Annotated in this window: 24 protein-coding genes; 18 read left to right on the top strand and 6 right to left on the bottom strand. The window is 73.7% G+C overall.

Annotated elements, in window-relative coordinates; all coding sequences use genetic code 11:
- Positions 1-142: 142 nt before the first annotated feature.
- The 3 genes from GA0070613_RS02965 to ctaD all read left to right on the top strand — a co-directional run bounded on the left by GA0070613_RS02965 (position 143) and on the right by ctaD (position 4214).
- The gene (locus GA0070613_RS02965) at positions 143-928 is read left to right on the top strand and encodes an aldo/keto reductase (protein WP_089010874.1); all 786 of its coding nucleotides are present in this window, start codon (positions 143-145) and stop codon (positions 926-928) included.
- A 283-nt stretch (positions 929-1211) separates the two neighbouring features.
- The gene (locus GA0070613_RS02960) at positions 1212-2318 is read left to right on the top strand and encodes an FAD-dependent monooxygenase (protein WP_089010873.1); all 1107 of its coding nucleotides are present in this window, start codon (positions 1212-1214) and stop codon (positions 2316-2318) included.
- Between the two features lie 138 nt (positions 2319-2456).
- Positions 2457-4214 carry an aa3-type cytochrome oxidase subunit I gene (ctaD, locus tag GA0070613_RS02955; protein WP_089010872.1) on the top strand — a complete coding sequence of 586 codons (1758 nt, stop codon included), beginning with the start codon at positions 2457-2459 and terminating at the stop codon, positions 4212-4214.
- 241 nt (positions 4215-4455) lie between these two features.
- On the opposite strand, the gene GA0070613_RS02950 is transcribed toward ctaD, so the two are convergent.
- The 4 genes from GA0070613_RS02950 to GA0070613_RS02935 are packed head-to-tail and all read right to left on the bottom strand — an operon-like array spanning position 4456 to position 10310.
- Positions 4456-5694, bottom strand: coding sequence for an MFS transporter (locus tag GA0070613_RS02950; RefSeq protein WP_089010871.1), 1239 nt, complete (start codon positions 5692-5694; stop codon positions 4456-4458).
- 39 nt (positions 5695-5733) lie between these two features.
- Positions 5734-6315 (bottom strand): isochorismatase family protein, encoded by a 582-nt coding sequence (locus GA0070613_RS02945; RefSeq protein WP_089010870.1) that lies wholly within the window; start codon positions 6313-6315, stop codon positions 5734-5736.
- Between the two features lie 16 nt (positions 6316-6331).
- Complete coding sequence (locus tag GA0070613_RS02940; protein ID WP_089010869.1) at positions 6332-7618, bottom strand: nicotinate phosphoribosyltransferase; 1287 nt, start codon at positions 7616-7618, stop codon at positions 6332-6334.
- Between the two features lie 16 nt (positions 7619-7634).
- Entirely contained in the window at positions 7635-10310 is a 2676-nt protein-coding gene (locus tag GA0070613_RS02935) for a helix-turn-helix transcriptional regulator (protein WP_089010868.1), read from the bottom strand.
- A 204-nt stretch (positions 10311-10514) separates the two neighbouring features.
- On the opposite strand from GA0070613_RS02935, the gene GA0070613_RS02930 reads away from it, so the two are divergent.
- The 14 genes from GA0070613_RS02930 (at position 10515) to GA0070613_RS02865 (ending at position 23208) form a co-directional block, all read left to right on the top strand.
- Positions 10515-12092, top strand: a complete 1578-nt coding sequence (locus GA0070613_RS02930; protein ID WP_089010867.1) for a P-loop NTPase family protein — start codon at positions 10515-10517, stop codon at positions 12090-12092.
- Positions 12093-12195: 103 nt separating this feature from the next.
- Entirely contained in the window at positions 12196-12486 is a 291-nt protein-coding gene (clpS, locus tag GA0070613_RS02925) for an ATP-dependent Clp protease adapter ClpS (RefSeq protein WP_089010866.1), read from the top strand.
- Between the two features lie 2 nt (positions 12487-12488).
- Entirely contained in the window at positions 12489-12992 is a 504-nt protein-coding gene (locus tag GA0070613_RS02920; protein ID WP_172875952.1) for a DUF2017 domain-containing protein, read from the top strand.
- A 55-nt stretch (positions 12993-13047) separates the two neighbouring features.
- A complete protein-coding gene (locus GA0070613_RS02915; protein ID WP_089010865.1) occupies positions 13048-13536 on the top strand; it encodes a Mov34/MPN/PAD-1 family protein in 489 nt (162 codons plus the stop codon).
- A 68-nt stretch (positions 13537-13604) separates the two neighbouring features.
- Positions 13605-13940, top strand: a complete 336-nt coding sequence (locus GA0070613_RS02910; RefSeq protein ID WP_089010864.1) for a MoaD family protein — start codon at positions 13605-13607, stop codon at positions 13938-13940.
- 11 nt (positions 13941-13951) lie between these two features.
- On the top strand, positions 13952-14917 hold the full coding sequence (locus GA0070613_RS02905; protein ID WP_089010863.1) for a PLP-dependent cysteine synthase family protein: 966 nt from the start codon (positions 13952-13954) through the stop codon (positions 14915-14917).
- Between the two features lie 224 nt (positions 14918-15141).
- Entirely contained in the window at positions 15142-15888 is a 747-nt protein-coding gene (locus tag GA0070613_RS02900) for an MBL fold metallo-hydrolase (RefSeq protein ID WP_089010862.1), read from the top strand.
- Between the two features lie 91 nt (positions 15889-15979).
- Positions 15980-17122 (top strand): glycosyltransferase family 4 protein, encoded by a 1143-nt coding sequence (locus GA0070613_RS02895; RefSeq protein WP_089010861.1) that lies wholly within the window; start codon positions 15980-15982, stop codon positions 17120-17122.
- Complete coding sequence (locus tag GA0070613_RS02890; RefSeq protein ID WP_089010860.1) at positions 17119-18288, top strand: glycosyltransferase; 1170 nt, start codon at positions 17119-17121, stop codon at positions 18286-18288. Before GA0070613_RS02895 ends, GA0070613_RS02890 begins: the two co-directional genes overlap by 4 nt.
- Positions 18289-18344: 56 nt before the next feature.
- The gene (rph, locus tag GA0070613_RS02885; RefSeq protein ID WP_089010859.1) at positions 18345-19073 is read left to right on the top strand and encodes a ribonuclease PH; all 729 of its coding nucleotides are present in this window, start codon (positions 18345-18347) and stop codon (positions 19071-19073) included.
- A complete protein-coding gene (rdgB, locus tag GA0070613_RS02880) occupies positions 19070-19687 on the top strand; it encodes an RdgB/HAM1 family non-canonical purine NTP pyrophosphatase (protein ID WP_089010858.1) in 618 nt (205 codons plus the stop codon). The genes rph and rdgB overlap by 4 nt, the downstream gene beginning before the upstream one ends.
- Positions 19688-19877: 190 nt before the next feature.
- Positions 19878-21230 carry an RNA-guided endonuclease InsQ/TnpB family protein gene (locus GA0070613_RS02875; protein ID WP_172875745.1) on the top strand — a complete coding sequence of 451 codons (1353 nt, stop codon included), beginning with the start codon at positions 19878-19880 and terminating at the stop codon, positions 21228-21230.
- A gap of 153 nt (positions 21231-21383) precedes the next feature.
- Positions 21384-22418: a hypothetical protein gene (locus GA0070613_RS02870; RefSeq protein WP_157746249.1), complete on the top strand. Its 1035-nt coding sequence runs from the start codon at positions 21384-21386 to the stop codon at positions 22416-22418.
- 109 nt (positions 22419-22527) lie between these two features.
- Positions 22528-23208: a hypothetical protein gene (locus GA0070613_RS02865; protein ID WP_089010855.1), complete on the top strand. Its 681-nt coding sequence runs from the start codon at positions 22528-22530 to the stop codon at positions 23206-23208.
- A gap of 58 nt (positions 23209-23266) precedes the next feature.
- Here the strand turns inward: GA0070613_RS02865 and GA0070613_RS02860 are convergent, their stop codons facing one another.
- Positions 23267-23539, bottom strand: a complete 273-nt coding sequence (locus GA0070613_RS02860; RefSeq protein WP_089010854.1) for a hypothetical protein — start codon at positions 23537-23539, stop codon at positions 23267-23269.
- 174 nt (positions 23540-23713) lie between these two features.
- On the opposite strand from GA0070613_RS02860, the gene GA0070613_RS31855 reads away from it, so the two are divergent.
- The gene (locus GA0070613_RS31855; RefSeq protein ID WP_157746248.1) at positions 23714-23920 is read left to right on the top strand and encodes a hypothetical protein; all 207 of its coding nucleotides are present in this window, start codon (positions 23714-23716) and stop codon (positions 23918-23920) included.
- 55 nt (positions 23921-23975) lie between these two features.
- On the opposite strand, the gene GA0070613_RS02850 is transcribed toward GA0070613_RS31855, so the two are convergent.
- On the bottom strand, positions 23976-24452 hold the full coding sequence (locus GA0070613_RS02850; protein ID WP_089010852.1) for a DUF6186 family protein: 477 nt from the start codon (positions 24450-24452) through the stop codon (positions 23976-23978).
- Positions 24453-24458 lie beyond the last annotated feature (6 nt).

Here is a 24458-nt window from a genome sequence, read left to right as displayed (position 1 = left end):
GCCGATTCGTCCCCGTTTCCCTGGGAAGCTGCCGCGCGCGCCGTTCCGGCCGGAACCACCGCTGCCGTCCCGGCCCGACCGGTTCGGGCGGTGCCGGCGGGTCGCCGGCATGGCGGGCCTGATCAGGGGTAGAACAGCCGCCATGACCACCGCTGAACAGCCCACCGTCCCGCTCGCCGGCGACGCCCGGATGCCGCTGCTCGGCTTCGGCACCTGGCAGGCCACCGGCGAGGCCGGGTACAAGGCCGTGCTCGCCGCTCTCGACGCCGGGTACCGGCACATCGACACCGCCACCATGTACGGCAACGAGGAGGAGGTCGGTCGGGCGATCAAGGAGAGCGACCTGCGCCGGGAGGACGTCTTCCTCACCACCAAGCTGCCGCCGGACCGGGTGGGCCGGGAACGGGAGACCATCGAGGCGAGCCTGCGCGCCCTCGACACCGACTACCTCGACCTGTGGCTGATCCACTGGCCGCCGTCCTCGCCGGGCGACAGCATCCCGGTCTGGCGGGAACTGCTCGCCGCCCGGGACGAGGGACTGACCCGGACCGTCGGGGTGAGCAACTACAGCATCAGCCAGATCGACGAGCTGATCCAGTCCACCGAGGAGACCCCCGCGGTCAACCAGATCCGCTGGAGCCCCTCCCTGTACGACCGGCAGACGCACGCCGCCCACCGGGACCGGGGCGTGGTGCTGGAGGGCTACAGCCCGTTCAAGACCAGCGACCTGTCACACCCGGTGCTGGCGCGGATCGCCGCCGCGCACGGAGTCTCACCCGCGCAGGTCGTGCTCCGCTGGCACATCGACCACGAGATCGTGGTGATCCCGAAGTCGGTCACCCCCGACCGGATCCGGGCCAACGCCGACATCTTCGGCTTCTCACTGACCGCCGAGGAGATGCGCGACATCGACGCCCTGGGCGGCTGACCGGGCGGGGAAGGGGCAGCGGGAGCCGCGTGGTGGCGGCGGATGCGAGGGCCGTCGGGCGTGCCGGGTGAGCGGCCGGAGCCGGGCGGACGTCCGGCGGGCGCCTCATGTCCGACCCGCCGTGCCGGTTCTCCGGGTGGCGGGCAGGTCCGGGCGGTGGGACAAGTGCGCCGCGCCGAGGGGTCGGACGCGTCGGGGCCGATGGCCCCTACCGTGCACCGGTTGCCGCGAGTAGTGTCTTGCCTCCAACGCGTGCCGAACCCCTCCGGAGGCGTACACCACCATGGGTGGCTTCCCCCTGCGCATCCTCGTCGTCGGCGCGGGCATCGCCGGTCTGGCCGTGGCCCGGGCGCTGCGGCTCGCGGGGTTCCGGCCCGACGTCACCGAGAAGCTGCCCCCCACCGAGCTGGTCGACACCGGCCTCTACCTGCCCGGCAACGCCGCCCGGGCGCTGCGCCGGCTCGACCTCGACGGACCGGTCCGCCCACTCGGCCAGGTGATCCACCGGCAGCGCTTCCTGGACGCGGCCGGCTCGCCGCTCTGCGAGGTCGACCTCGACGCCCTCTGGGCCGGGGTCGGGGAGTGCCGGGCACTGCCCCGCGCCGAACTGCACCGGGTGCTGCTCACCGGCGCCGGCGGCGCCGTCCGGCACGGCGCCGAGATCAGCACCGTCGAACCGCTGCCCGGCGGCGTCGCCGTCGGCTTCACCGACGGCACCTCCGGGGAGTACGACCTGGTGATCGGCGCCGACGGGCCGCGCTCGGCGGTCCGCACCCTCGCCGCCCTCGGCGGCCCGCCCCGGCCCGCGGGGCAGGTGGTCTACCGCAGCGTGGTGCGCGACGGGCCACGGATCACCGACTGGACCGCCCTGCTCGGCCAGCGGTCCGGCTTCCTGCTGGTGCCGATCGGCGCCGGGCGGCTGTACTGCTACGCCGACGAGGCCGGCGCCGTCCCGCCGGCCGACCCGCCGGCCCGGCTGCGGGAACTCTTCGCCGGCTACGGCGGCCCGGTGCCCGAGGTGCTGTCCGCCCTCGAACAGGTGCACGTCGGCGTCACCGAGGAGGTGGAACTGGGTCGCTGGTTCCACGGCCGGGTGCTGCTCATCGGCGACGCCGCCCACGCCACCGCGCCGACCCTCTCCCAGGGGGCCGCCATGGCCCTCGAGGACGCCGTCGTGCTCGCCGAGTCGCTGAAGGCGGCCGGCAGCGTCGAGGCCGCGCTGCTGGCCTACGAGAGTCGGCGGCGACCGCGTACCCGATGGGTGCGGGACCGGACCCGGGACCGCAACCGGACCCGCGACGTGCCGCCCGCGCTGCGCGACCCGCTGCTGCGCGGGCGCGGCGGACGGATCTTCCAGGAGCACTACCGGTTGCTGGTCGACCCGCTCTGATCGGCGGGCCGGGGGCGGATGATCGTAGCCCGCCACCCCACGCGGCGGGGCCACCTGCCGGGGACTATCCTCCTTGCGGATGACGGCCCGCAGATCCAGCGCGCGCCGAGCGGGACAACCGAGAACCGGAGGCCACTCGTGACCACCGTCGCACCCAAGCCGGTCGTGACCCGGCCCTGGCCGGTCCGAGAGCCGGTCAAGGGGTCGGCAATCGCGCGGCTGCTGCGCACCACGGACGCGAAGCAGATCGGGATCATGTACATGGTCACCGCGTTCGCGTTCTTCATGATCGGTGGCCTGATGGCCCTGATCATGCGCGCCGAGCTGGCGCGGCCGGGCCTGCAGTTCCTGTCGCCCGAGCAGTACAACCAGCTCTTCACCATGCACGGCACGATCATGCTGCTGTTCTTCGCGACGCCGATCGTGTTCGCCTTCGCGAACTACGTGGTGCCGCTGCAGATCGGCGCGCCGGACGTGTCGTTCCCCCGGCTGAACGCCTTCGCCTACTGGCTGTACCTGTTCGGCGGCACCATGGCCGTCGCGGGCTTTGTCAGCCCCGGCGGCGCGGCCGACTTCGGCTGGACCGCGTACACGCCGCTGAGCACCGCCGAGCACTCGCCGGGCGTCGGCGCGAACATGTGGGTGGTCGGTCTGGCCATCTCCGGTCTGGGCACCATCCTCGGCGCGGTCAACCTGATCACCACGATCCTGACCCTGCGCGCCCCCGGCATGACCATGTTCCGGATGCCGATCTTCACCTGGAACATGCTGGTCACCAGCCTGCTGGCGATCCTGGTCTTCCCGCTGCTGGCCGCCGCGCTCTTCGCGCTCGCCGCGGACCGGCTGATCGGCGCCCACGTGTACGACCCCGCCACCGGCGGCCCGATGCTCTGGCAGCACCTGTTCTGGTTCTTCGGGCACCCCGAGGTCTACATCGTCGCGCTGCCGTTCTTCGGCATCATCACCGAGATCATCCCGGTCTTCAGCCGGAAGCCGATCTTCGGCTACAAGGGCCTGGTCGCCGCGACCATCTCCATCGCCGCCCTGTCGATGAGCGTCTGGGCGCACCACATGTTCGCCACCGGCCAGGTGCTGCTGCCGTTCTTCAGCTTCCTCAGCTACCTGATCGCCGTGCCGACCGGCATGAAGTTCTTCAACTGGATCGGCACCATGTGGCGGGGCCAGATCACCTTCGAGACGCCGATGCTCTGGGCGGTCGGCTTCCTGGTGACCTTCCTCTTCGGTGGTCTGACCGGTGTGCTGCTCGCCAGCCCGCCGCTCGACTTCCACCTGCACGACTCGTACTTCGTGGTGGCGCACTTCCACTACGTGCTCTTCGGCACGATCGTGTTCGCCGTCTTCGCCGGCATCTACTTCTGGTTCCCGAAGATGTTCGGCCGGATGCTCGACGAGCGGCTCGGCAAGGTGCACTTCTGGCTGACCATGATCGGCTTCCACACCACCTTCCTGATTCAGCACTGGCTCGGCGCCGAGGGCATGCCCCGCCGGTACGCCGACTACCTGCCCGGCGACGGGTTCACCACGCTGAACACGATCTCCACGATCGGCGCGTTCATCACCGGTATCTCGACCCTGCCGTTCATCTGGAACTGCTGGAAGTCGTACAAGACCGGCCCGGTGGTCGAGGTCGACGACCCGTGGGGCCACGGCAACTCGCTCGAGTGGGCCACCAGCTCCCCGCCGCCGCTGCGCAACTTCGACCGGATGCCGCGGATCCGCTCCGAGCGCCCCGCGTTCGACGCCAAGTTCCCGGAGCTGGCCGCCGGCCACAGCCTCGCCGGCCCGCCGGAGGGTGGCGCCAAGCCGCTGACCAGCGAGTCCAACGGTGGCGCCAGCTACCAGGAGGACACCGCCGGCAACCTCGACCAGCGCTGACCCGCTGAAACACCGCGCCCCGGGCGCCGTACCCCTTCCAGGGGTGCGGCGCCCGTCGCCGTTTCCGCCGGTCGCCGGTCCGCCGGTCCAGGCTCCCGGGCAGCCCGCTCCCGACCGACGCCGAACGGGCGGGACGAACGGACGCCGGCGGCTTGATCGCCTGCCCAACCGGGCCGGCCGACCGGGCCGACCCGGCCCGGGCCGGGCGGCAGGGCCGGGCTGGCGTGGCGGGTCGCCGGGTTCAGGTGGTGGCGGTAGCCAGCTCGGCAGGGACGCCCTCGCCGACGGTCTCCCGGCGGTGGCGCAGCTCGACGGGGAGCACGGCCAGGGCCACCAGCAGGCCGATCGCCCCGGTCACCGCGAAGCCCCAGAGGGGCAGCGAAGCGTCGATCACCGCGCCGGCGAGCGGGGCGCCGACCGCGATGCCGACGGTGACCGCGGAGCCGTGCAGGCCCATCGCCTCGCCGCGTACGCCGGCGGGGGCGAGCCGGCTCACCGCGTCGGAGGTGGCGGCGATGGTGGGGGCGCAGAGCGCCCCGGCCGGGACGAGTGCCAGGCAGAGCAGCCACCAGTGCGACCCGCCCAGCCCGACCGGGATGGTGCAGAGGCTGAGCGCGGCCACCAGCGCCAGCGGCGAGAACGACCGGCTGACCGCCCCGTACGCGAAGCCGCCGACCAGCGACGCGACCGCCCACATGGCCAGCACCGCCCCGGTCCAGCCAACCTCGCCGCTGGCCCGCAGCACGGCGACCACCGCGACGTCGGTGCCGCCGAGCACCAGGGTGGCGGCGAGGCTCACCGCCAGCACGGCGAGCAGGCGGGGGGTGAGCCACTCGCGGCGGGGCACCTTGCGGTGCGGGCCCGCCGGCTCGTCGGCGCTGCGGGTGGGCGGGTTCAACAGCCAGAACGCGACGCCGGAGGCGACGATCCCGGCGCCGACCGCCCAGAGGGTGATGCGTGGGGAGACGGCGGTGGCCAGCGCCACGGCCAGCGCCGGGCCGACCATGAACGACAGCTCGACCGACATCGAGTCCAGCGCGTACGCCGGGCGGCGGCGCTCGGCCGGGACCAGCGCGGCCACCGACTGGCGGACGACCGAGAAGACCGGCAGGGCGAGCAGCCCGGCCAGGAACGCGGCCGGCAGCAGCACGGGGTAGGACAGCGTGGGGGCGGCGGCCCAGAAGACCGCCTCGGCGACGGTGGTCAGGGCGAGCACCGGTCGCAGGCCACGCCGGTCCACCAGCCGGCCGAGCAGCGGCGAGCCCAGCGCGGCGCCGACGGTCGACGCGGCGCCGACCAGGCCGGCGGCGCCGTATCCCCGGCCGAGGTCGAGCACGACGTGGAAGGTGAGCGTCACCCCGGTCGCGGTGAGCGGGATGCGCGCCAGCACCGACACCAGCAGCAGCGACCGGAGACCGGGCAGGGCGAGCGCCTGCCGGTAAGGCTTCAAGTTCACGACGGTCCGTACCTCCGGCGCCATCCTCGACGCCGGGTACGACAGTCGCAAGCGATTACCTGGTCAAGCGGCCCTGATCACAGGCTCTCCGAGCATGGTGACCCCGGCGCCGTCCATCGCCCGCAGCGCCACGTCGAGGGTCATCGGCGCGACCGCGGCGGTGAGGTCCAGCAGCACCGTGGTCCCGAAGCCCTCCCGGGCGGCGTCCAACGCGGTGGCCCGGACGCAGTGATCGGTGGCGATGCCGACCAGGTCGACCCGGTCCACCCGCCGCGCCCGCAGCCAGTCGGCCAGGCACTCGCCGTCACCCGCGTGCCCCTCGAAGCCCGAGTACGCGGCCGCGTGTTCGCCCTTGTGGAAGATTGCCTCCACCCGCCCGGTCTCCAGGTTCGGGTGGAACTCGGAGCCGGCGGTGCCGACCACGCAGTGCCGGGGCCAGGAGTCGACGTAGTCCGGCGGGTCACCGAAATGCTCCCCCGGGTCGACGTGGTAGTCCTTGGTGGCGACCAGGTGGTCCCACCGGTCCGGCTCGGCGGCGAGCAGCCGGGAGATGCCGGCCGCCACGTCGGCCCCGCCGGCCACCGCGAGGGACCCGCCCTCGCAGAAGTCGTTCTGCACGTCCACGATGATCAGCGCGTTCGCCATCGGAGCGCCCCTTCTCTCAGCTCGCGGGTACGACGGTCACCGGTACGGCCGGGTCGCCACCGGAGAGCTTCAGGCCCTCCCACGGGATGGAGATCAGGCATTCCCGCAGGTGCTCCCGCGACTCGTCCAGCGTCGGCAGCGCCGCCGGCTCGCCGTCCACCACGAACGAGCGCTGGAGGAGCCGGTCGTTGGGCTGCCGGTCCGGTACGCCCTGCGGCACGATTATCTCCTCGGTGGCGGTGCCGGTGGGCTTGTGCCGGCGTACCGCCACCTTCCGGCCGCCGATGGTGGCCTTGTGCTCGGAGCGCTTGACCACCGGCCGCCCGTCCACCTCGACCAGCTTGTAGACCAGGCCGGCGGTGGGCGCGCCGGAGCCGGTCACCACGGCGGTGCCGGCGCCGTACATGTCGACCGGCTCGGCGGCGAGCGAGGCGATGGCGTACTCGTCGAGGTCGCCCGAGACGATGATCTTCGTCTCGGTGGCGCCGAGCGAGTCGAGCAGCTCGCGGGACTGCTGGGCGATCACCGCCAGGTCGCCGGAGTCGATCCGGACGGCCCGCAGCTCCGGCCCGGCCACCTCGATCGCGTTACGGATGCCCTGGCCGATGTCGTACGTGTCGACCAGCAGCGTGGTGTCCTTGCCCAGCGTGGCGACCTGCGAGGCGAACGCCGCCTTCTCGTCGTCGTGCAGCAGGGTGAACGCGTGTGCGGCGGTGCCGGCGGTGGGGATGCCGTACCGCTGGCCGGCGGCCAGGTTCGAGGTGAACCGGAACCCGGCGAGGTACGCCGCCCGGGCCGCGGCCACCGCCGCCTCCTCGTGCGCCCGGCGGGACCCCATCTCGATCAGGGCCCGGCCCCGGGCGGCGGTCACCATCCGGGCGGCCGCCGCGGCGACCGCGCAGTCGTGGTTGAGCACCGACAGCACCAGCGTCTCCAGCACCACGCACTCGGCGAAGCCGCCGGAGACGGTGAGGATCGGGGAGTTGGGGAAGAAGAGCTCACCCTCGGCGTACCCGTCGACGTCGCCGGTGAAGCGGTAGTTGGCCAGCCAGTCGGCGGCCCGGTCGTCGACCACGCCGGTGCGGCGCAGGAAGTCGACCTCGTCGGCGTCGAACCGGAAGTCCCGGATCATCTCGACCAGTCGTCCGGTGCCGGCGACCACCCCGTAGCGGCGGCCCGCCGGCAGCCGCCGGCTGAACACCTCGAAGACGCAGCGGCGGTCGGCCGTGCCGTCCCGCAGGGCGGCGCTGACCATGGTCAGCTCGTAGTGGTCGGTCAGCAGCGCGGGGCGAAGGGTGCTCACCGGTCCAGCCTAGAGTTCAGGCGGGATCCGTGCCGTCGTGGCCCGGCGTCGACCGGAGGGCGGCCTTCAGCTCGGCCCGCCCGGCCACGCCGAGCTTGCTGTAGACGCGCTGGAGGTGGTTCTCCACCGTCCGGCTGGACAGGTAGAGCCGCTCCGCGATGGCCCGGCTGGTCACCCCGGCGGCGGCGAGGCGCGCCACCTCCCACTCCCGTTCGGTCAACGCCGGGCGAAGCAGTCGCAGCGCCGGCGTGGAGACCTGGTCACAGCGGCTCAGCAGGGCGGCGAGTCGCTCCCGCGCCGGACCGGTGGCGGCGGAGCGGCTCTGCCGCAGCCGGTGCAGCGCCAGCGCGACCGCCTCGGCGGCGTGCACGGTCAGGCCGAGCCCCGCCAGGTCGTCGGCGACGGCGAGCAGGTCGGTGGGGGAGTCCGCCACGGCGGCGCGGGCGTACCGGGCGAGCAGCGGCGGCAGCACCCCGTCGACCTGCTCGGAAAGCTCGGCCAGGCGTTGCGCCACCGTACGCCGGCCGCCGTCGGTGCAGGTCGGGCCGACCGGGACGGCGGCCTGGTCCAGCCGGACCAGGTCGAGCAGAACCAGCATCTCGTGACCGGTGAGCCCGTCCGCGCGGAGCCGGTCGGCGAGCTGGCCCAGGTGCTTGGTCGCGCCGGGCAGGTCGCCGCTCGCGGCGAGCACCGCGCCACGGGCCTGCTCCAGCCAGGGGTAGAGCACCGCCATCCCGGGGGCGTGGGTCCGGTCCGCCTCGGCCATCGCCTCCGCGGCGTGTGCCGGGTCGCCGCGCAGGGCCGCCGCCTGGGCGCGCTCGGCGTGCGCCAGCCCGGCGTACACCCGGCTGGTGGCGAGCACCGCGCAGGCGCCGAGGCTGGTCTTCAACGCCTCGTCGCTCTGCCCGCGCAGCCGTGCCGCGTACGCCTGGAGAATGGCCAGGTAGCCGGTGCCGAGCCGGAAGTCGCCGGCGCCCGCGAGGTCGGCGAACTCGTCCGCCACGATCGCGTCGATGCCTGCCAGGTCCCCGGAGAGCGCGAGCCGGGTGCCCCGGGCCAGCTCCATGGCGAGCTGGAGGTACGGCATGTCGCCCCGCCAGCGCGCCGCCTCGGCCTGCACCCGGGCGATCGCGGTGGCGCTGCGCCGGAACTGGCCCTGGGCGGCCTGGAGGTGGGCGATAGTGCACCGGGCCAGCTCCCGGGCGGCCACCGGGGCGGCCGGGCGGTCCAGCACGGACTGGGCCAGCCGTCGCGCGACGCCGGTGTCCATCCGGTGCAGCCGCATGATCGCTTCGAAGGCGCGGACCCGGGCCAGATCGGCCAGGTCGGTCAGCTCGGCGCCGCGGGCGCCGATCTCCTCCACCGTGGACTCCCGGCTCAGCCCCCAGTAGCTGACCATGCCGCGCACGGTCAGCCAGCGGCTGCGCCGCCGGTCGGAGCGGACGTCCCCGGCGACCGAGTCGAGCACCTCGATCGCCTCGTCCGGCCGGTCGGCGAACATCAGGATGGTGGCGAGCAGCTCGGCGGCGTCGAACCCGCCGTCGGCCTCCAGCGCGGCCCGGGCCAGCCGGGTCGCCAACGGCACGTCGTACCGGCCGAAGGCCTGGGCGGCCGCGTCGAGCAGCAGGGCCGGGTCCTGCGCGGTGCCCGAGTCCAGCCGCCACACCGCCACCCGGAGCAGGTCGTCGCGGCGCCGTGTGCCGACCTGTTCCAGCAGGTCGGCCAGGGTCGCCTGGAGTCGGCGGGTCCGGCTCACCGGGCACTGCCGGCGCATCACCTCGCCGTAGAGCGGGTGCGCCAGCCGCACGTCCAGCCGCCGATCGTCCAGCACCAGACTGATCAGGCCGCGCTCCTCGGCGGTCTCCACATCGGTCGGCTCCACCGCCCGCTCCAGCAGTTGCAGGCCGAGCGGCTCACCGAAGGCGACCAGCTCGACCACCGAGCGGACGCCGGGGGTGAGCTGGCCGACCCGGGTGTCGATCAGATCGGTCAGGGTCGGCGCCAGCTCCAGCCGGCCGGTCCACTTCCAGATGCCGTACGTGCGGGTCAGCTCGCCGCCACCGGCGGCGGCCAGCACCAGTTCGCGCAGCAGCAGGGGATTGCCCGCGGAGAGCCGGAACAGCCGCTCGGCCGACCCGGCGTCGACCGGGCCGTCGAGGACCGCGGCGAGCAGCCCGGTGGTCTCGGCGGAGCCCAGCGGGCCCAGCTCGACGAGGTCGACCAGATCATCGGTCCAGAGGGCACGGATCGGCAGCGGGATCTGCTCGCCGTTGCGCAGCGTCCCGAGCACGGTGGCGTTCTCGGCCCGGGCGATCAGGTGCACCAGCGCCGCCGAGGGTGGGTCGAGCAGGTGGGCGTCGTCGATCGCCAGCACGATGGGTCGTCCGGCCGCCTGCTCCTGCAGCACGTCCACCGCCCAGCGCAGGATGCCGGCGGGGGAGAGGCCCTGGGGCTGGTCGGCCGGGAGCACCTGGACCAGCCCGCCGAAGGGCAGCGCGGCGGTGGTGGCGCTGGCCGAGACCGACCAGATCGCGTACCGGTCGGTGGGCAGGGCGGCGACCCCTTCCCGCAGCAGCCGGCTCTTGCCGACCCCCGCGCTGCCGCTGAAGAGCAGTCCACGCCCCTCGGGGCCGACCGCCGACAACAGACGGTCGAGCTCATCCGTGCGGCCGACGAAGTCCCACCGACTCATCCGGGCAGCATATCGACGGTTCTCCGTCCGCGCGTACGCCGTCACTCAGCGAAGTTGAGTAAGCTGTTGATTACTGGTGAGTATCCGAAGTGTTCGGCCGAGGACGGGCTGCGCACGTACTCTTCCGGCATCCGGGGTGCCACCACCCGGATTCTTCCCACGCGACCGGACTGCAACCCGGTTGCCCGACCGGGAGGCAGCCTGATGAAGCCGGGTCCGCGCCCCGCGGTCGACGTGCCCGACGACGCGGGTGAGTCGACACAGCGGCTGTGTCACTGGCCGCTGCCCACCCGGCTCCCCGTGACCCCCGCCCCGGGGCCGGACGAGCGGCTGGCCGTGGTCGCCGCCGGCCCGGCCGGTGCGGGGCGCCGCGAGGTGCTCGCCGCCCTGCTCGACCTCCCGGCCGGCGTGCTGGCGGTGCCGACCGGCAGTTTTCTGGTGGTCAACCACGCCCGGGTGCCGACCCGCGCGGCGTACGTGCCGGGCTACCGCCAGCCGCACGCGTACGGGGCCGACCAGGCGGCGGCCGGGCCGGCGCTGGCCCGTCCCCCGCGCCGGGTGGAGCTGAGCGTCCCCGATCCGCTGCTGCGGCACTTCGCCGTGCTCGACACGCCGGACACCGGCTCGCTCGGCTTGGCCGGGGGTCGGGTGTTGCTCGACGCGGTCGGCCGGGCCGGCGCGCTGCTCTTCGTGATCTCGGCCGACCAGGCGTTCAGCGCCGTCGAGCTCCACCTGCTGGCCGAGGTCGCCCGCGCCCCGGTGGAGGTCTTCTTCATGGTCACCCCGGGGCTGGCCGGCTGGGCCCCGGTGCCGGAGGGCACGTCGACGGAGGATGCGGGGGCCTCCGTCCCGTCTCCCGTCGGGCCCGGGGCCCCGGCCCGGGGCCGGGCCCGGGTTCCGGTCGACCCGGCCGCGGTCTCCGTCGCGGCCCACCGCGCCGCCCTGCTCGCCACCGTTCCCGCGCTCGCCGGGGCGCGGTGGTACCCGGTACGGCAGGCCGACCACGCGGCGCTGCGCCGGGCCCTGGTCGGCTGGGCCGCCGACGAGGGGCTGCGCCGCGCCAGCGCGCAGCCGCCCGTGCTGCCGGGCGAGCACGGCCGGGTGGCCGTCGTGCCAGGGCTTGACCCGGGCGACCTCGCCGAGCGGCTGGACCGGCAGGTCCGGTTCTGCGCCCAGCGGATCCGCCAGCACCTCGCCCTGGAGCTGGCCAACATCCACCTGCGGGTGGTGCAGGAGATCGTCTTCGGGGTCGGCCCCGCCGGCCTGCCGCAGCTGCTCGACCGGGAGATGGAGGCCCTGTCGCTGCTCGCCACCGCCCAGTGCGACCAGGCCGCCCGGGCCATCCTCGACGAGGCGGCCGCCCGGGTCTTCGGCGCGCCCCTCGCCGAGGGGGTGCGCCAGCGGATCGCCAACGCCGTGCGCTGGGGCCTCGCCGACCACCCGGCCGCTCGGGAGCTGGACCGGGTCCTCCTGGTCACCAGCACCGGCGGGGTGGCCGGACTGAGCGGCGCGGGCGCCATCGATGCGCTGGCCGGCTTTCCCGGGGCGGAACGCGTCGAGATCCTGCCGCCGGTGGGGGTGGCCCTCTCCGGGGGCTGCTGGCAGCACTGGCGCGGGCCCGGCAACGACGACCCGAACGGTGCGCGCTCCTGGGCGCAGCGGGCGCTGCGTGAGGTCGAGCTGGAGCTCTCCAGCGAGGTGTCCCGCCGCTTCGAGGTGATCCGTCTCTCGTTGGGCGCGGTGCTCACCGATGCTGTCGACCACGGCATCCTGCTCGCCTGAGGTCGGCCGCGCCGACCCGTCTCCGGCCGCCCGGGAGGGTGATCCGGGGCGGCGCGGCGTTCCGGTTCATCGCTTCCCCGGATCCGGTGGCACGATGGGGGGCATGGCGGCTCCACAGGTTGCACCGGTCGAGACGCCGGACACCGACGAGGTGCCGGTCTCCGACCGGCCATGGGTGACGATCGTGTGGGACGACCCGGTGAATCTGATGACGTACGTGACCTGGGTCTTCCAGAAGCTTTTCGGGTACAGCCGGGAGAAGGCCGAGCAGTTGATGCTGGACGTGCACCACAAGGGCCGCGCGGTCGTCTCCAGCGGCGCCCGGGAGCGGATGGAGCACGACGCGTCGCAGCTGCACGCGTACGGCCTGTGGGCGACGGTGGACCGGTCGTGAGCATGTTCCGCCGGCAGGGCGACCGGTACGTCGCGGACCTGGCCCTGGACGAGGTCCGGGTGCTGCGCAAGGTCGCCTCCGAAGTGGTGGGGCTGCTCACCGACGGCTTCGACCACAGCGACCCGGTGGTGGGCCGGCTCTTCCCGGAGGTCTACCCGGACGACTCGGCGAGCACCGCCGAGTTCCGGCGGTACACCGAGGGCGACCTGAAGACCGCCAAGATCGACCAGGCCGGCGCCATCCTCGCCGCGCTGCCCGACTCCTCCGGCGCGGCGGGCGGCGAGGTGCGCCTCGACGCCGAGGCGGCCGAGGCGTGGCTGCGCGCGCTCAACGACGCCCGGCTGGCGATGGGCGTCCGCCTGGAGATCAAGGACGGCACCGACCTGGGGGAGGAGCTCGACGACGCGGTCGCCGAGGACCCGACCTCCTCCCGGGTGTTCCAGCTGTCGGTCTACGCGTACCTGGGCTATCTGCAGGAGTCCCTGCTCAACGCCCTGATCGACTGAGTCGTGACGGTCGCCACCTCGCCGGGGGTCAGCGGCAGGCGCTAGGCTGGTCGGCGTGCTGAGCATCGACCGGTCGATCGTCGACGCGATCGTCGCCCACGCGCGCCGCGACCACCCGGACGAGGCGTGCGGCGTGGTCGCCGGTCCCGTCGGCAGCGACACCCCGACCCGGCACATCTCGATGGAGAACTCCGCCCGGTCCATGACGTTCTACGAGTTCGACTCGATGGAGCAGCTGCGGGTCTGGCGGGAGATGGACGACCGCGACGAGGAGCCGGTCGTCATCTACCACTCGCACACCGCGACCGAGGCCTACCCGTCCCGCACGGACGTCTCCTTCGCCGGTGAGCCGGGAGCGCACTACCTGCTCGTCTCGACCCGCGAGCCCGACACCGAGGAGATCCGCTCCTTCCGGATCGTCGACGGCGCGGTGGCCGAGGAGCCGGTCCGGATCGTGGATGCCGCCGTGGACCCGCACGCCGTCCAGTCCTACATGTTCGGGCAGAGCCCGGCGACGGTCGACTACGAGTGTTCCGGCCGCTGACTTCTCAGCGCCGGCCCATTCCCTTTCTTCCCGTCACCGCGGCACACCCGATCAAGGAGCACGACATCATGGCCATCGAGGTTCGCATCCCCACCATCCTGCGCAGCTACACCGGCGGCGCGAAGGTCGTCGAGGGCGCCGGGGACACCCTGGGCGACCTGCTCACCGACCTGGACTCCCGGCACGCCGGCCTGAAGGCCCGGCTGGTCACCGACGCCGGCGCGCTGCACCGGTTCGTCAACGTCTACGTCAACGACGAGGACGTCCGCTTCCTCGGCGCGCTCGACGCCAAGCTCAACGACGGCGACAGCGTCACCATCCTGCCGGCCGTGGCCGGTGGCGCGTTCGGCTTCGCCGCAGCCGCCGCGATCGCCGGGCACCGCGCGGCCGTCGCCGCCCGCTGAGGGCGGTCGCCATGGCGCGGTACGACAGCCTGCTCGACGCCTGCGGCGGCACGCCCCTGGTCGGGCTGCCCCGGCTCTCGCCGACGGTGCCCGAGGGGGCGCCGCCGGTGCGGCTCTGGGCGAAGTTGGAGGACCGGAACCCGACCGGCAGCATCAAGGACCGGGCGGCCCTGTTCATGGTGCGCGCGGCCGAGGAGGCCGGCCGGCTCCGCCCGGGTGACACCATCCTGGAGCCGACCAGCGGCAACACCGGCATCTCGCTGGCCATGGTGGCCAAGCTGCGGGGGTACCGGCTGGTCTGCGTGATGCCGGAGAACGTCTCCACCGAGCGGGTCCAGCTGCTCCGGATGTACGGCGCGGAGATCATCTTCTCGCCGGCCGCCGGCGGCTCGAACCAGGCCGTCGCCACCGCGAAGCAGATCTCCGCCGAGCACCCCGACTGGGTGATGCTCTACCAATACGGCAACGAGGCGAACGCCCGGGCGCACTACGAGACGACCGGGCCGGAGCTGCTGCACGACCTGCCCACGATCACCCACTTCGTGGCCGGTCTGGGCACCACCGGAACCCTGATGGGCACCGGGCGCTACCTGCGGGAGAAGGTGGACGGCATCCAGGTCGTCGCCGCCGAGCCCCGCTACGGCGAGCTGGTCTACGGCCTGCGCAACATCGACGAGGGGTACGTCCCGGAGCTGTACGACGCCACCGTGCTGTCGCGCCGCTTCTCGGTGGGCACCCGGGACGCGGTGCTGCGCACCCGTCAGCTCGTCGAGGTGGAGGGCATCTTCGCCGGGTTCTCCACCGGCGCGATCCTGCACGCCGCGCTGGCCGTGGCGCACGAGGCGGTCCGGGACGGCCGCCGGGCCGACGTCGCGTTCGTGGTCTGCGACGGCGGCTGGAAGTACCTGTCGACCGGGGCGTACGGCGGCACCCTCGCGGACGCCGAGGACGCCCTGGAGGGGCAGCTGTGGGCCTGAACGGCCACGGGGCCGGCCGGCGGCGTCCTGCCGCCGGCCGACTCTGCGTCACGGGCCGCCGCGAGACGCGTGCGGGTGTCACGTTGACGACATCTTCCGGCAGATGATTCTTCACCCGCAGTGGCGACGCGTAGGCTGCGCAGCGTGGCGTACGCGTCGGTAGAGATCATCGGCGGGTCGGTTGCCGGCGCGTCGACTACTCGGCGTGACATCGGGACGACCGGATGCGACTGACCGTTCTCGGCTGCGCGGGCAGCTTCCCCGGCCCCGAATCCCCCTGCTCCGCCTACCTGGTGGAGGCGGACGGCTTCCGGCTCCTGATCGACTTCGGCTCGGGATCGCTCTCCACGCTCCAGCGCTACGTCGGGCTGCACGCCCCCGACGCCATCCTCCTCACCCATCTGCACTGCGACCACATGCTCGACGCGGTGTCGTACGTGGTGGTGCGCCGGTACGCCCCCGACGGGCCGTACCCGCCCCTGCCGGTGTACGCGCCCGCCGGCGCGCCGGACCGGCTTGCCGCCGCTTCCGACCAGCCGGACAGAACCGTCGAGGACGTCTACCAGTTCTACGGCCTGCAGCCCGGCACCTTCCCGATCGGCCCGTTCACCGTGACCGTCGAGCGGATGAACCATCCGATCGAGACCTACGGCGTGCGGCTGGAGCACGACGGGCGGGTGCTCTGCTACTCCTCGGACACCGCCCTCTGCGACGCGTTGCTGCGGCTCGCCCAGGGCGCCGACCTCTTCCTCTGCGAGGCCAGCTACCTCGACGGCGTGGAGAACCCGCCGGACCTGCACCTCACCGGCCGGGAGGCCGGCGAGGTGGCGACCAAGGCGGGCGCCGGCCGGCTGCTGCTCACCCACCTGGTGGCGGCCTGGGGCAGCGAGGCCCACACCCTGGAGTCGGCCGCCGTCGCGTACACCGGTCCCCTCGAGGTGGTCCGACCCGGCGCCTGCTACGACGTCTGACCGTCGCCCGGCGCGCCGGGTTGCCGTACTGTTTGCCGGCCGGTCAGCGGCCGGTCGCCTGCCGCTCCGGTGCGGCCTTCACCCTCGGGCCATGCGGATCGCCATCGTGACCGAGTCGTTCCCGCCGGACGTCAACGGCGTGGCGCACTCCGTCGTCCGGACCGCGGAGCACCTGGTGGCGCGGGGGCACGAGCCGTTGGTCATCGCGCCGGCGCCGGCCGGCGCGCGAGGCCGGGCGGCCGACCGGCTGCCGTACCCGGTGGTGCGCATCCCCAGCGTGCCGATCCCGCGGTACCAGGGCTTCCGGCTCGGCGTGCCCAGCGCCCGGCTGGCCGGCGCGCTGCTCGGCCACGAGCCGGACGTCGTCCACCTGGCCAGCCCGTTCGTCCTCGGCGCGGCCGGCGCCTCCCTGGCCACCCGGCACGGGCTGCCCACCGTCGCCGTGTACCAGACCGACGTCGCCTCCTACGCCCGGGCGTACCGGGTGGGGTGGGGCGAGGCGGCCGCCTGGCGGCGGCTGCGGGAGATCCACAACTCGGCGCAGCGTACGCTCGCGCCCTCCACCCGGGCCGCCGCCGACCTGATCGCCAACGGGGTGCAGCGGATCTGGCTCTGGCGCCGGGGCGTCGACGCCGAACGCTTCCACCCGGCCAGGCGCTGTGATTCGCTGCGGCGGGCGCTGGCACCGGACGGTGCCGTGCTGGTCGGCTACGTGGGACGGCTGGCCCCGGAGAAGCGGGTCGAGCTGCTGGCGGCGACCACTGCGCTGCCCGGTGTGCGGGTCGTGGTGGCCGGCGACGGACCGGCCCGTCGGCAGCTCGAGCGGGCCCTGCCGGCGGTGCGTTTCCTCGGCGTCCAGCACGGCGAGGCGCTGGCCCGGCTCTACGCCAGCCTCGACGTATTCGTGCACACCGGTCCGCACGAGACCTTCGGCCAGACCCTCCAGGAGGCCGCCGCCAGCGGGGTGCCGGTGGTCGCGCCGGCCAGCGGCGGGCCGGTGGACCTGGTCGAGTCCGGGGTGACCGGGCTGCTGGTCCCGCCCGCCGACGGGGACGCGCTGGCCGCCGCCGTGGCGGAGCTCGTCGCCGACCCCGCCCGCCGGGCTGCGTACGGCCTGGCCGCCCGCGCCGCGGTCGGCCGGCGCACCTGGAGCGCGGTGGGCGACGAGCTGATCGGCCACTACCGGGCAGTGCAGGCCGGCGCGCCGGCCGCCGGCCTGCCGGCGCTCGGATGACCGGGCGACCGGCCGGCCCGGCGCTGCGGATCGTCCGGGTGGCCAACTTCGTGACCGGCCGCTCCGGCGGCCTCCGCACCGCGCTGCGGCACCTCGGCGAGGGCTACCTGGCCGCGGGCCACGAGCCGGTGCTGGTGGTCCCCGGCGAGCGGTACGGCGACACCCGGCGGCCGTGGGGGCGGGTGGTCACCCTGCCCGGGCCGGTCGTCCCCGGCAGTGGGGGATACCGGCTGCTGACCGACCGGCGGCGGCTGGCGGCGGTCCTGACCGACCTCGGCCCCGACCGACTCGAGGTCTCCGACCGGAGCACCCTGCGCTGGACCGGCCGCTGGGCCCGGGAGCGCGGCGTGCCGTCGGTGATGGTCTCCCACGAGAGCCTGACCGGCCTGCTCGGCCAGTGGCGGCTGCCCGCCGGACCGGCCCGCCGGGTCGCCGACCGGCTGAACCGGGAGACCGCCCGGCGGTACGACCGGATCGTCTGCACCACCCGGTGGGCGGCGGAGGAGTTCGAACGGCTCGGCGCGCCCCGGGTCGAGCTGGTGCCGCTCGGCGTCGACCTCGCCACGTTCCATCCGGACCGCGCCGACCCGGTGCTGCGCGAGCGGTACGCCGACGCCACCGAGGTGCTGCTGGTGCACTGCGCCCGGCTTTCTGTGGAGAAGCGGCCCGAGCTGGCGGTGGACGCGTTGGCCCGGTTGTGCCGGGCGGGCGTACCGGCGGTGCTGGTGATGGTCGGCGACGGGCCGCTGCGGGCCGCGCTGGTGCGGCGGTCGGCGGGCCTGCCGGTGCACTTCGCCGGCTTCCTGCCCGACCGGACCGCGCTGGCGGCGTTGCTGGCCGGCGCGGACGTGGTGCTCGCGCCCGGCCCGGTGGAGACCTTCGGGCTGGCGGGGCTGGAGGCGCTGGCCTGCGGTACGCCGGTGGTGGCCAACGCGGCCAGCGCGCTGCCCGAGGTGATCGGGCCGGCCGGGCTGGCCGCCTACGGCACCCCGGCGGCGATCGCCGCGGCGGTCGTGCGGTTGCTGGAGCGCCCGGCGGCGGACCGGCGGGCGGCGGCCCGCCGGCGGGCCGAGGAGTTCGGCTGGCCCGCGGCGGTCGCGGGTTTCCTCCGGGCGCACGGCGTCGAGCCCGGGCATGCGCAGTCCGACGTCAGCGCCGCCTCCTGACCCTTCCCGGGCACGCCGCGGGACGGTTCGATCACGGCACCGCATAAGGTGCAGGCATGGCGCGACCTGACGGGCGGCGGCCCGACCAACTCCGACCGGTGACCCTGACCCGGGGCTGGAGCACCCACCCGGAGGGCTCGGTCCTCGTGGAGTTCGGCGCGACGCGGGTGCTCTGCACCGCGAGCGTCACCGAGGGGGTGCCCCGTTGGCGCAAGGGTTCCGGCCTCGGCTGGGTGACCGCGGAGTACGCGATGCTGCCCCGGGCCACCAACACCCGGTCGGACCGGGAGAGCGTCAAGGGGCGCGTCGGCGGGCGTACCCATGAGATCTCCCGGCTGATCGGCCGGAGCCTGCGGGCCTGCATCGACCTCAAGGCGCTCGGCGAGAACTCGGTCGTGCTGGACTGCGACGTGCTCCAGGCCGACGGCGGCACCCGGACCGCCGCGATCACCGGGGCGTACGTGGCGCTGCACGACGCGGTGAACTGGCTGGCCGAGCGCAAGGCCCTCGCCGGGAAGCCGGAGAAGGTGATGCACCGGTCGGTGGCCGCGGTCAGCGTGGGCATCATCGCCGGCGAGCCGCGGCTGGACCTCTGCTACGAAGAGGACGTGGCCGCCGAGGTCGACATGAACGTGGTCTGCACCGGCACCGGCGACTTCGTCGAGGTGCAGGGCACGGGCGAGGCCGGGGTCTTCGCCCGCGAGCAGCTCGACGCCCTGCTCGACCTGGGCGTGGCGGGCTGCCTGGAGCTGGCCGACGCACAGCGGAAGGCGCTCACCTCATGAACAAGGTGCTCCTCGCCACCCGGAACCGGAAGAAGCTCGTCGAGCTGCAGCGGATCCTCGACGGCGCGCTCGGCGCGCACCGGATCGCCCTGCTCGGCCTCGACGACGTCGAGGAGTACCCGGAGCTGCCGGAGACCGGCCTGACCTTCGGCGAGAACGCGCTGATCAAGGCGCGGGAGGGCTGCCGGCGGACCGGCCTGCCGACCATCGCCGACGACTCCGGGCTGGCCGTCGACGCGCTCAACGGCATGCCGGGCGTGTTCAGCGCCCGCTGGGCCGGCCGGCACGGCGACGACCTGGCCAACCTCCAGCTGGTGCTGGACCAGATCGCCGACCTGCCGGACGAGCATCGGGCCGCCTCCTTCGTCTGCACGGTGGCGCTGGTGCTGCCGACCGGCAAGGAGCACCTGGTCGACGGCCGCCAGTCCGGCCGGCTGCTGCGCGCGCCGCGCGGCGACGGCGGCTTCGGGTACGACCCGATCTTCCTCGGCGACGGGCAGCAGCGGACCAACGCGGAGCTGACGCCCGAGGAGAAGGACGCGGTCAGTCACCGTGGCAAGGCGCTGCGCGAGCTGGCCAAGCTGGTCGCAAAGGTGCTGCCGCCCGCGGCCTGACACCCCGTTGGAAGCCCACGTCCCGGTGCTCGCGGTCAGGGCCTAGCTAGTGCGGTGACCACAAACGTTGGCCGGGTTGGTCGGGGTTGCGACAATGTCGTAGGGATGGTGTTGGCTTCGGTTCGTGCCTCGCCGTCGGGATCCCGCCGCTTCGCGGGTCGTACATCGCACGGCCCGGGTTGCTGTGCGGGTGACGTCTGGGCAGCGGAGGCGGTGTTTCGGGCTGCTGCGCTCGGCCGGTGACGTGTGGGCGTGTGTGCTGGAGGTCAACGCGTGGCGGCGCCGCCGCCACGACGCGCCCCTGGTCGGCTATCAGGAATTGTGCCGCGAGCTGGCCGCGTCGGGGCCGGGCACGTTCGCCGACCTGGACTCCACGGGTGCCCGGTCGGTGTTGCGCCGGTTCTCCGACGCGTGGTTCGCGGCGGCGAAACGCCGCACAGCCGGTGACCTGTCGGCGCGGTTCCCGCGTCGTCGGCGGGCGTTGGTGCCGGTGCGCTGGTATCACGGCACGTTCACCCTCGACGGCCGGCGGGTCCGGATCCCGACCGCCAAAGGCGGTGCGCCGTTGTGGGTGCGCCTGGCCAGGGAGGTGCCGTACCCGGCCGAGCAGGTCCGCTCGATCACCCTGCTGCGTGAAGGCGGCCGGCTGTTCCTCGACGTGACCGCCGAGGTGCCGGTGGCGGTCTACCCGCCCGGTGAACAACCGGATCCGGGCCGGGTCGCCGGGGTGGACCTGGGGATCATCCACCCCTACGCCGTGGCCGGCCCCGACGGCGAAGGGCTGCTGGTGTCGGGGCGGGCGATCCGCGCCGAACACCGCATGCACCTGGCCGACACCAAGGGCCGCCGCCGTGCCGTGGCCCGGCGGGCGCCGAAGCCGGGTCAGAAGGGGTCACGCCGGTGGCGGCAGTACCGCCGTCGGGCCCGCCTGGTGCAGGGTAGGCACCGGCGGCGGGTGCGTCAGGCCCAGCACGAAGCCGCCCGCACGGTCGTCTCGTGGGCGGTGCGGCAGCGGGTCGGTGTCCTGCACGTCGGCGACCCCCGCGGCGTGCTCGACATTCCTGCTGGGCGGCGGCACAACCTGCGGTTGCGGCAGTGGCAGATCGGCCGGCTCCTGCAGGTCCTCACCGACAAGGCCACCCTCGCCGGCATCACCGTCCGGCTGGTCGACGAACGTGGCACGTCCTCCACCTGTCCCGCCTGCCACAGGCGGGTGCCGAAACCTCGTGGGCGGACGTTGTCCTGCCCGCACTGCGCGTTCTCCGGTCACCGTGACCTGGTCGCGGCGGCCAGCATCGCCACCCGTGTTCCGGGCGGCGGATCCACCACCCCGACAGCGGTTGTGCTGCCGGAGGTGGTCACGCACCGTCGAGCCGGCCGGCACCTGCCCGGTGCCGGCCGGTCCCGACGTGACCCCCGCCGCCCACCCGGGGCGGCGCGAGGATCAGTTGGCCCGCGGAGGCCCGCCCCACCACCCGGTGGGGAGTCGCTCGCCCACACGGCGAGGATCCATGACACCCACCGGAAACCCGGTGAACGTTAGTGGACACCCGCACTAGGTGCCCGTCCAGTGGACCTTCCGGCGTATGAGCTCGTCGCTTTTTTCCAAGTCCTGTCCAGCATGCGTCAACTACGACATGAGTCGCCAGCCTTCCCGGTCCTTCCAGGCACCCGCGGGTGGTCATACATTGGGTATGTGACGGTGCGTCGGCGGGCGCTGCCGATCTGGCTGATCGCCGTGTTGATGTTTGCAGGTGCCGGTTGCGGGACCGGCACGTCACGCGAGCCTGAGCAAGTTGAGGAGCGCCTCAGCCAGATCGCCGCCGAGGCTGGGCGGCCGGTCTACTACCTCGGCCCGCGGTTCCGTGATTGGCCGCTGACCGAAGTGGGCGCGGACGAAACCGGGCGGGTCGGCGCGATCTACGGGACATGTCTCGCGGTCGTCGACGGGTGTTCGCCCCCGCTCGAGGTCATTAATCAACCGCTCGACCCGGCTGCGTGGAGTATGGCCGTCGGTTGCAGCCGCCTGGCGCCGGTCCGCGGCGTCCCGGCGCTGCATTTTGGCGGTGCGCTCGTCCTGCTCACCGGTGACTCGCTGGTCACCGTCGGCGTCACCGGTGATGACACGGCGACCGCCATCGCCGTGGCGGATCAGCTGCGCGAGGTCGGTGCGGAGCTTTCCCGTGCGGCGCTTCCGCCGCCGGACACCGCGGCCCTGCAGGTCGTCGAAGCTGCCTGCGGGAAGAACCCGGGCGACACCGGTCGCATGGAGCCCGACGAGGGATCGGAACCGGTCGGGGACATGCGGGTGCCTGACTTCACCGTAGGCCAGCTCGGCGGTGGTGAGCTCCGTTGGGCGGCGCATCTCGGCAAGCCGGTCGTGGTCGTGGTCGGTGACGTTCCCTACGTGCTCACCGGGATTGAACGCGTCCTTGCGGTGAGCGCCAGTCCCCGGCCGGCCGTCATCGGTTTGGTATGGAAGCCGTTCGGGTCCAAAGAGGCCCCGGCACCGATCGCAGAGATCGAGCAGGAGGCCGGCCAGGTTCCCGTTCCAGTCGGTTACGCCGCGATCCCACGGCCGGCAGTCTGGTTCTTCGACATGGCCGAGGTCGATGCGGCGCAGGCAGGCGTGATCGTGTTCGTCAACGCCGACGGCGTCGTCACCCGCCATGTCCGAACGGACGCGACCGACGATGCGATAGCCGCTGCCCTGGAGCGGCTCGCACGCTGACCCGCAGTTTGCTGACTGAGGGGCGACAGTAGGCTCGCGGGGAGTCGCCTCGGATGTGCTTGTCCGCCCCGCCTACCCTGACGCCACCTTCGGTGAGGGGAGGGGTGGCGTGCAGATCACCGAGGTCAGCGAGCTGGGGCTGCGATCCGCCGTGATCACCCTGGCCCGGTCCGGGTCACCGATGCGGATCGTGCTCTTCCCGATGGTCCACTTCGGGCTGCCGTCCTTCTACCGGCAGGTGGCACGCCGGCTCGCGGAGTGCGACCTGATCGTGGCCGAGGGCTACGACGGTCCGAGCAGCACCGGGCTGGCGTACGCGATCGCCTTCCGGCTGACCCAGCAGCATGGCGCGAGCGGGCTCGTACACCAGGACATCGACTACCGGGCGCTCGGCGTACCGGTGGTGTGGCCGGAGCGGCTGACCGGCCCCGGGCGACGGGACCGGCTGTCGTGGTGGGGCTGGCTGGACGTGATCCTGCTCGTCCCCGTGCTCACCGTGATGGCGGCCGTCGGCGGCCGGGGTCAGCTGTTGCGGCGCGGGTACGAGGCGAGCGACGACAGCGACCCCCGGCTCTTCCTGCGTTTCCTGCAGAAGCCGCTGCTGAACGACCGGGACGACGAACTCGTCGCCGAGCTGGCCCGGATCCACGACGTCCGCCACGGCGAGGCGATCCGGGTCGCGGTGGTCTACGGGGCGGCTCACCTGCCCACGGTGATCCAGACCCTGCACGAGAAGTACGGCTACCGCGCCGTCCGGGGCGGGGAGTGGCTCACGGTGATCGACCTCTGACCAGGAGGCCCCTGTCCGGTTGCGGGGTGTGACGACGGCCATACCGTCAGCTCGCTCCCTACCAGGGCTTGGTCACGACGTCGCCGAGTTCGTCGACGGCGACCCGGTCCTCGGTCGCCAGGATGGTGATCATCTGCTCGGCCTCGGCGAGGGTGACGTGCTGGCCGGTCGCGGTGGCCGTTTCCGGGTGCGGCGTCTCGAGCCAGCGCCGGTCCCCCTGCCAGCACATCTGCACCACGCCACCGGAGCGGCCGACACAGGAGAGGAAGTCGCGGGTGTGCGGCTGCAGCCGGTGCGCGATCGCGGCGGCCTCCGCCGCCTCCAGCGCCACCGAGTTGCCGTGGCCGGTGGCGTGGTCGTAGCTGGCCTCGATGAAGTCGGCGGGGCCGGGGTGGTGGTCGGTGGCCGGCCCAGCAGGGCCATGCCGTCGTACCGGCCCACTGTGGCGGTGGGGCGGCCGCGGTCGTCGTGCTCGCCGGTCAGCGCGTCACCCTCACGCCGGACGGTGACGGTCACGGAGTCGGTGGACAGCCGCACCCGGGCGTCGGCGGGCATCCAGGGCAGGTGCAGGGCGGTCAGCCGGACGGCGGACTGGGCGCCGTCGCGTGGCGCGTACGGCCCGGACCAGGCGGTGCGCGATCTGACGCCGGACGAAGGCGCTGATCTCGTCGCCGAGTTCCTGTTCATCGGGTTCCACGACGGCGAACGCTAACAGCGGCGCCCGACAGCGCCGTCGGACGATCCCACCGACGTACCGACCGCTCCGCTCACCGGGCCAGGAAGTGCCAGCCGAGCCAGAGCCAGACCCCGAGCACGACGGCCCGACCGGCGACGGTGCGGGACGCGGCGATCAGCATCTCGCTCAGCGGGGCGAGCCGTCGCCGCACGCCTCCGTACCGGGCGGCCAGGTCCACCGCGAGCATCAGCGCGAGGACGACGGCGAAGCCGACAGTGATCACGGCACGGGCGGTCACCGGGTCACCAGCCAGGCGCCGGTGCCGAGCCAGAGCAGGTAACCAGCGAACCGTCCCGGGTAGGTGGCGAGCGCCGGGTCGGCGGCGGGGCGCCCGCACCACGCCCACCAGGAGGAGTGCGCAGCCGGGTGCCAGAACGGCGACGACGGCCGCCCCGGTCAAGGGGCGGGCGGTCGCCGCCACCAGCGCGTACCCGGTGAGGGCCGGCCAGACCAGCCGGCGCCACCTCGGCGGCGCCAGCACCCCGGTCCGAACGGTGGTCGGTTCCACCTCTCC

The sequence above is a fragment of the Micromonospora inositola genome (assembly GCF_900090285.1).
GTDB classification, from domain to species: Bacteria; Actinomycetota; Actinomycetes; order Mycobacteriales; family Micromonosporaceae; genus Micromonospora; species Micromonospora inositola.
Note: the sequence above shows the minus strand (reverse complement) of the source record. Positions and strands in the feature narration are given on the sequence as shown.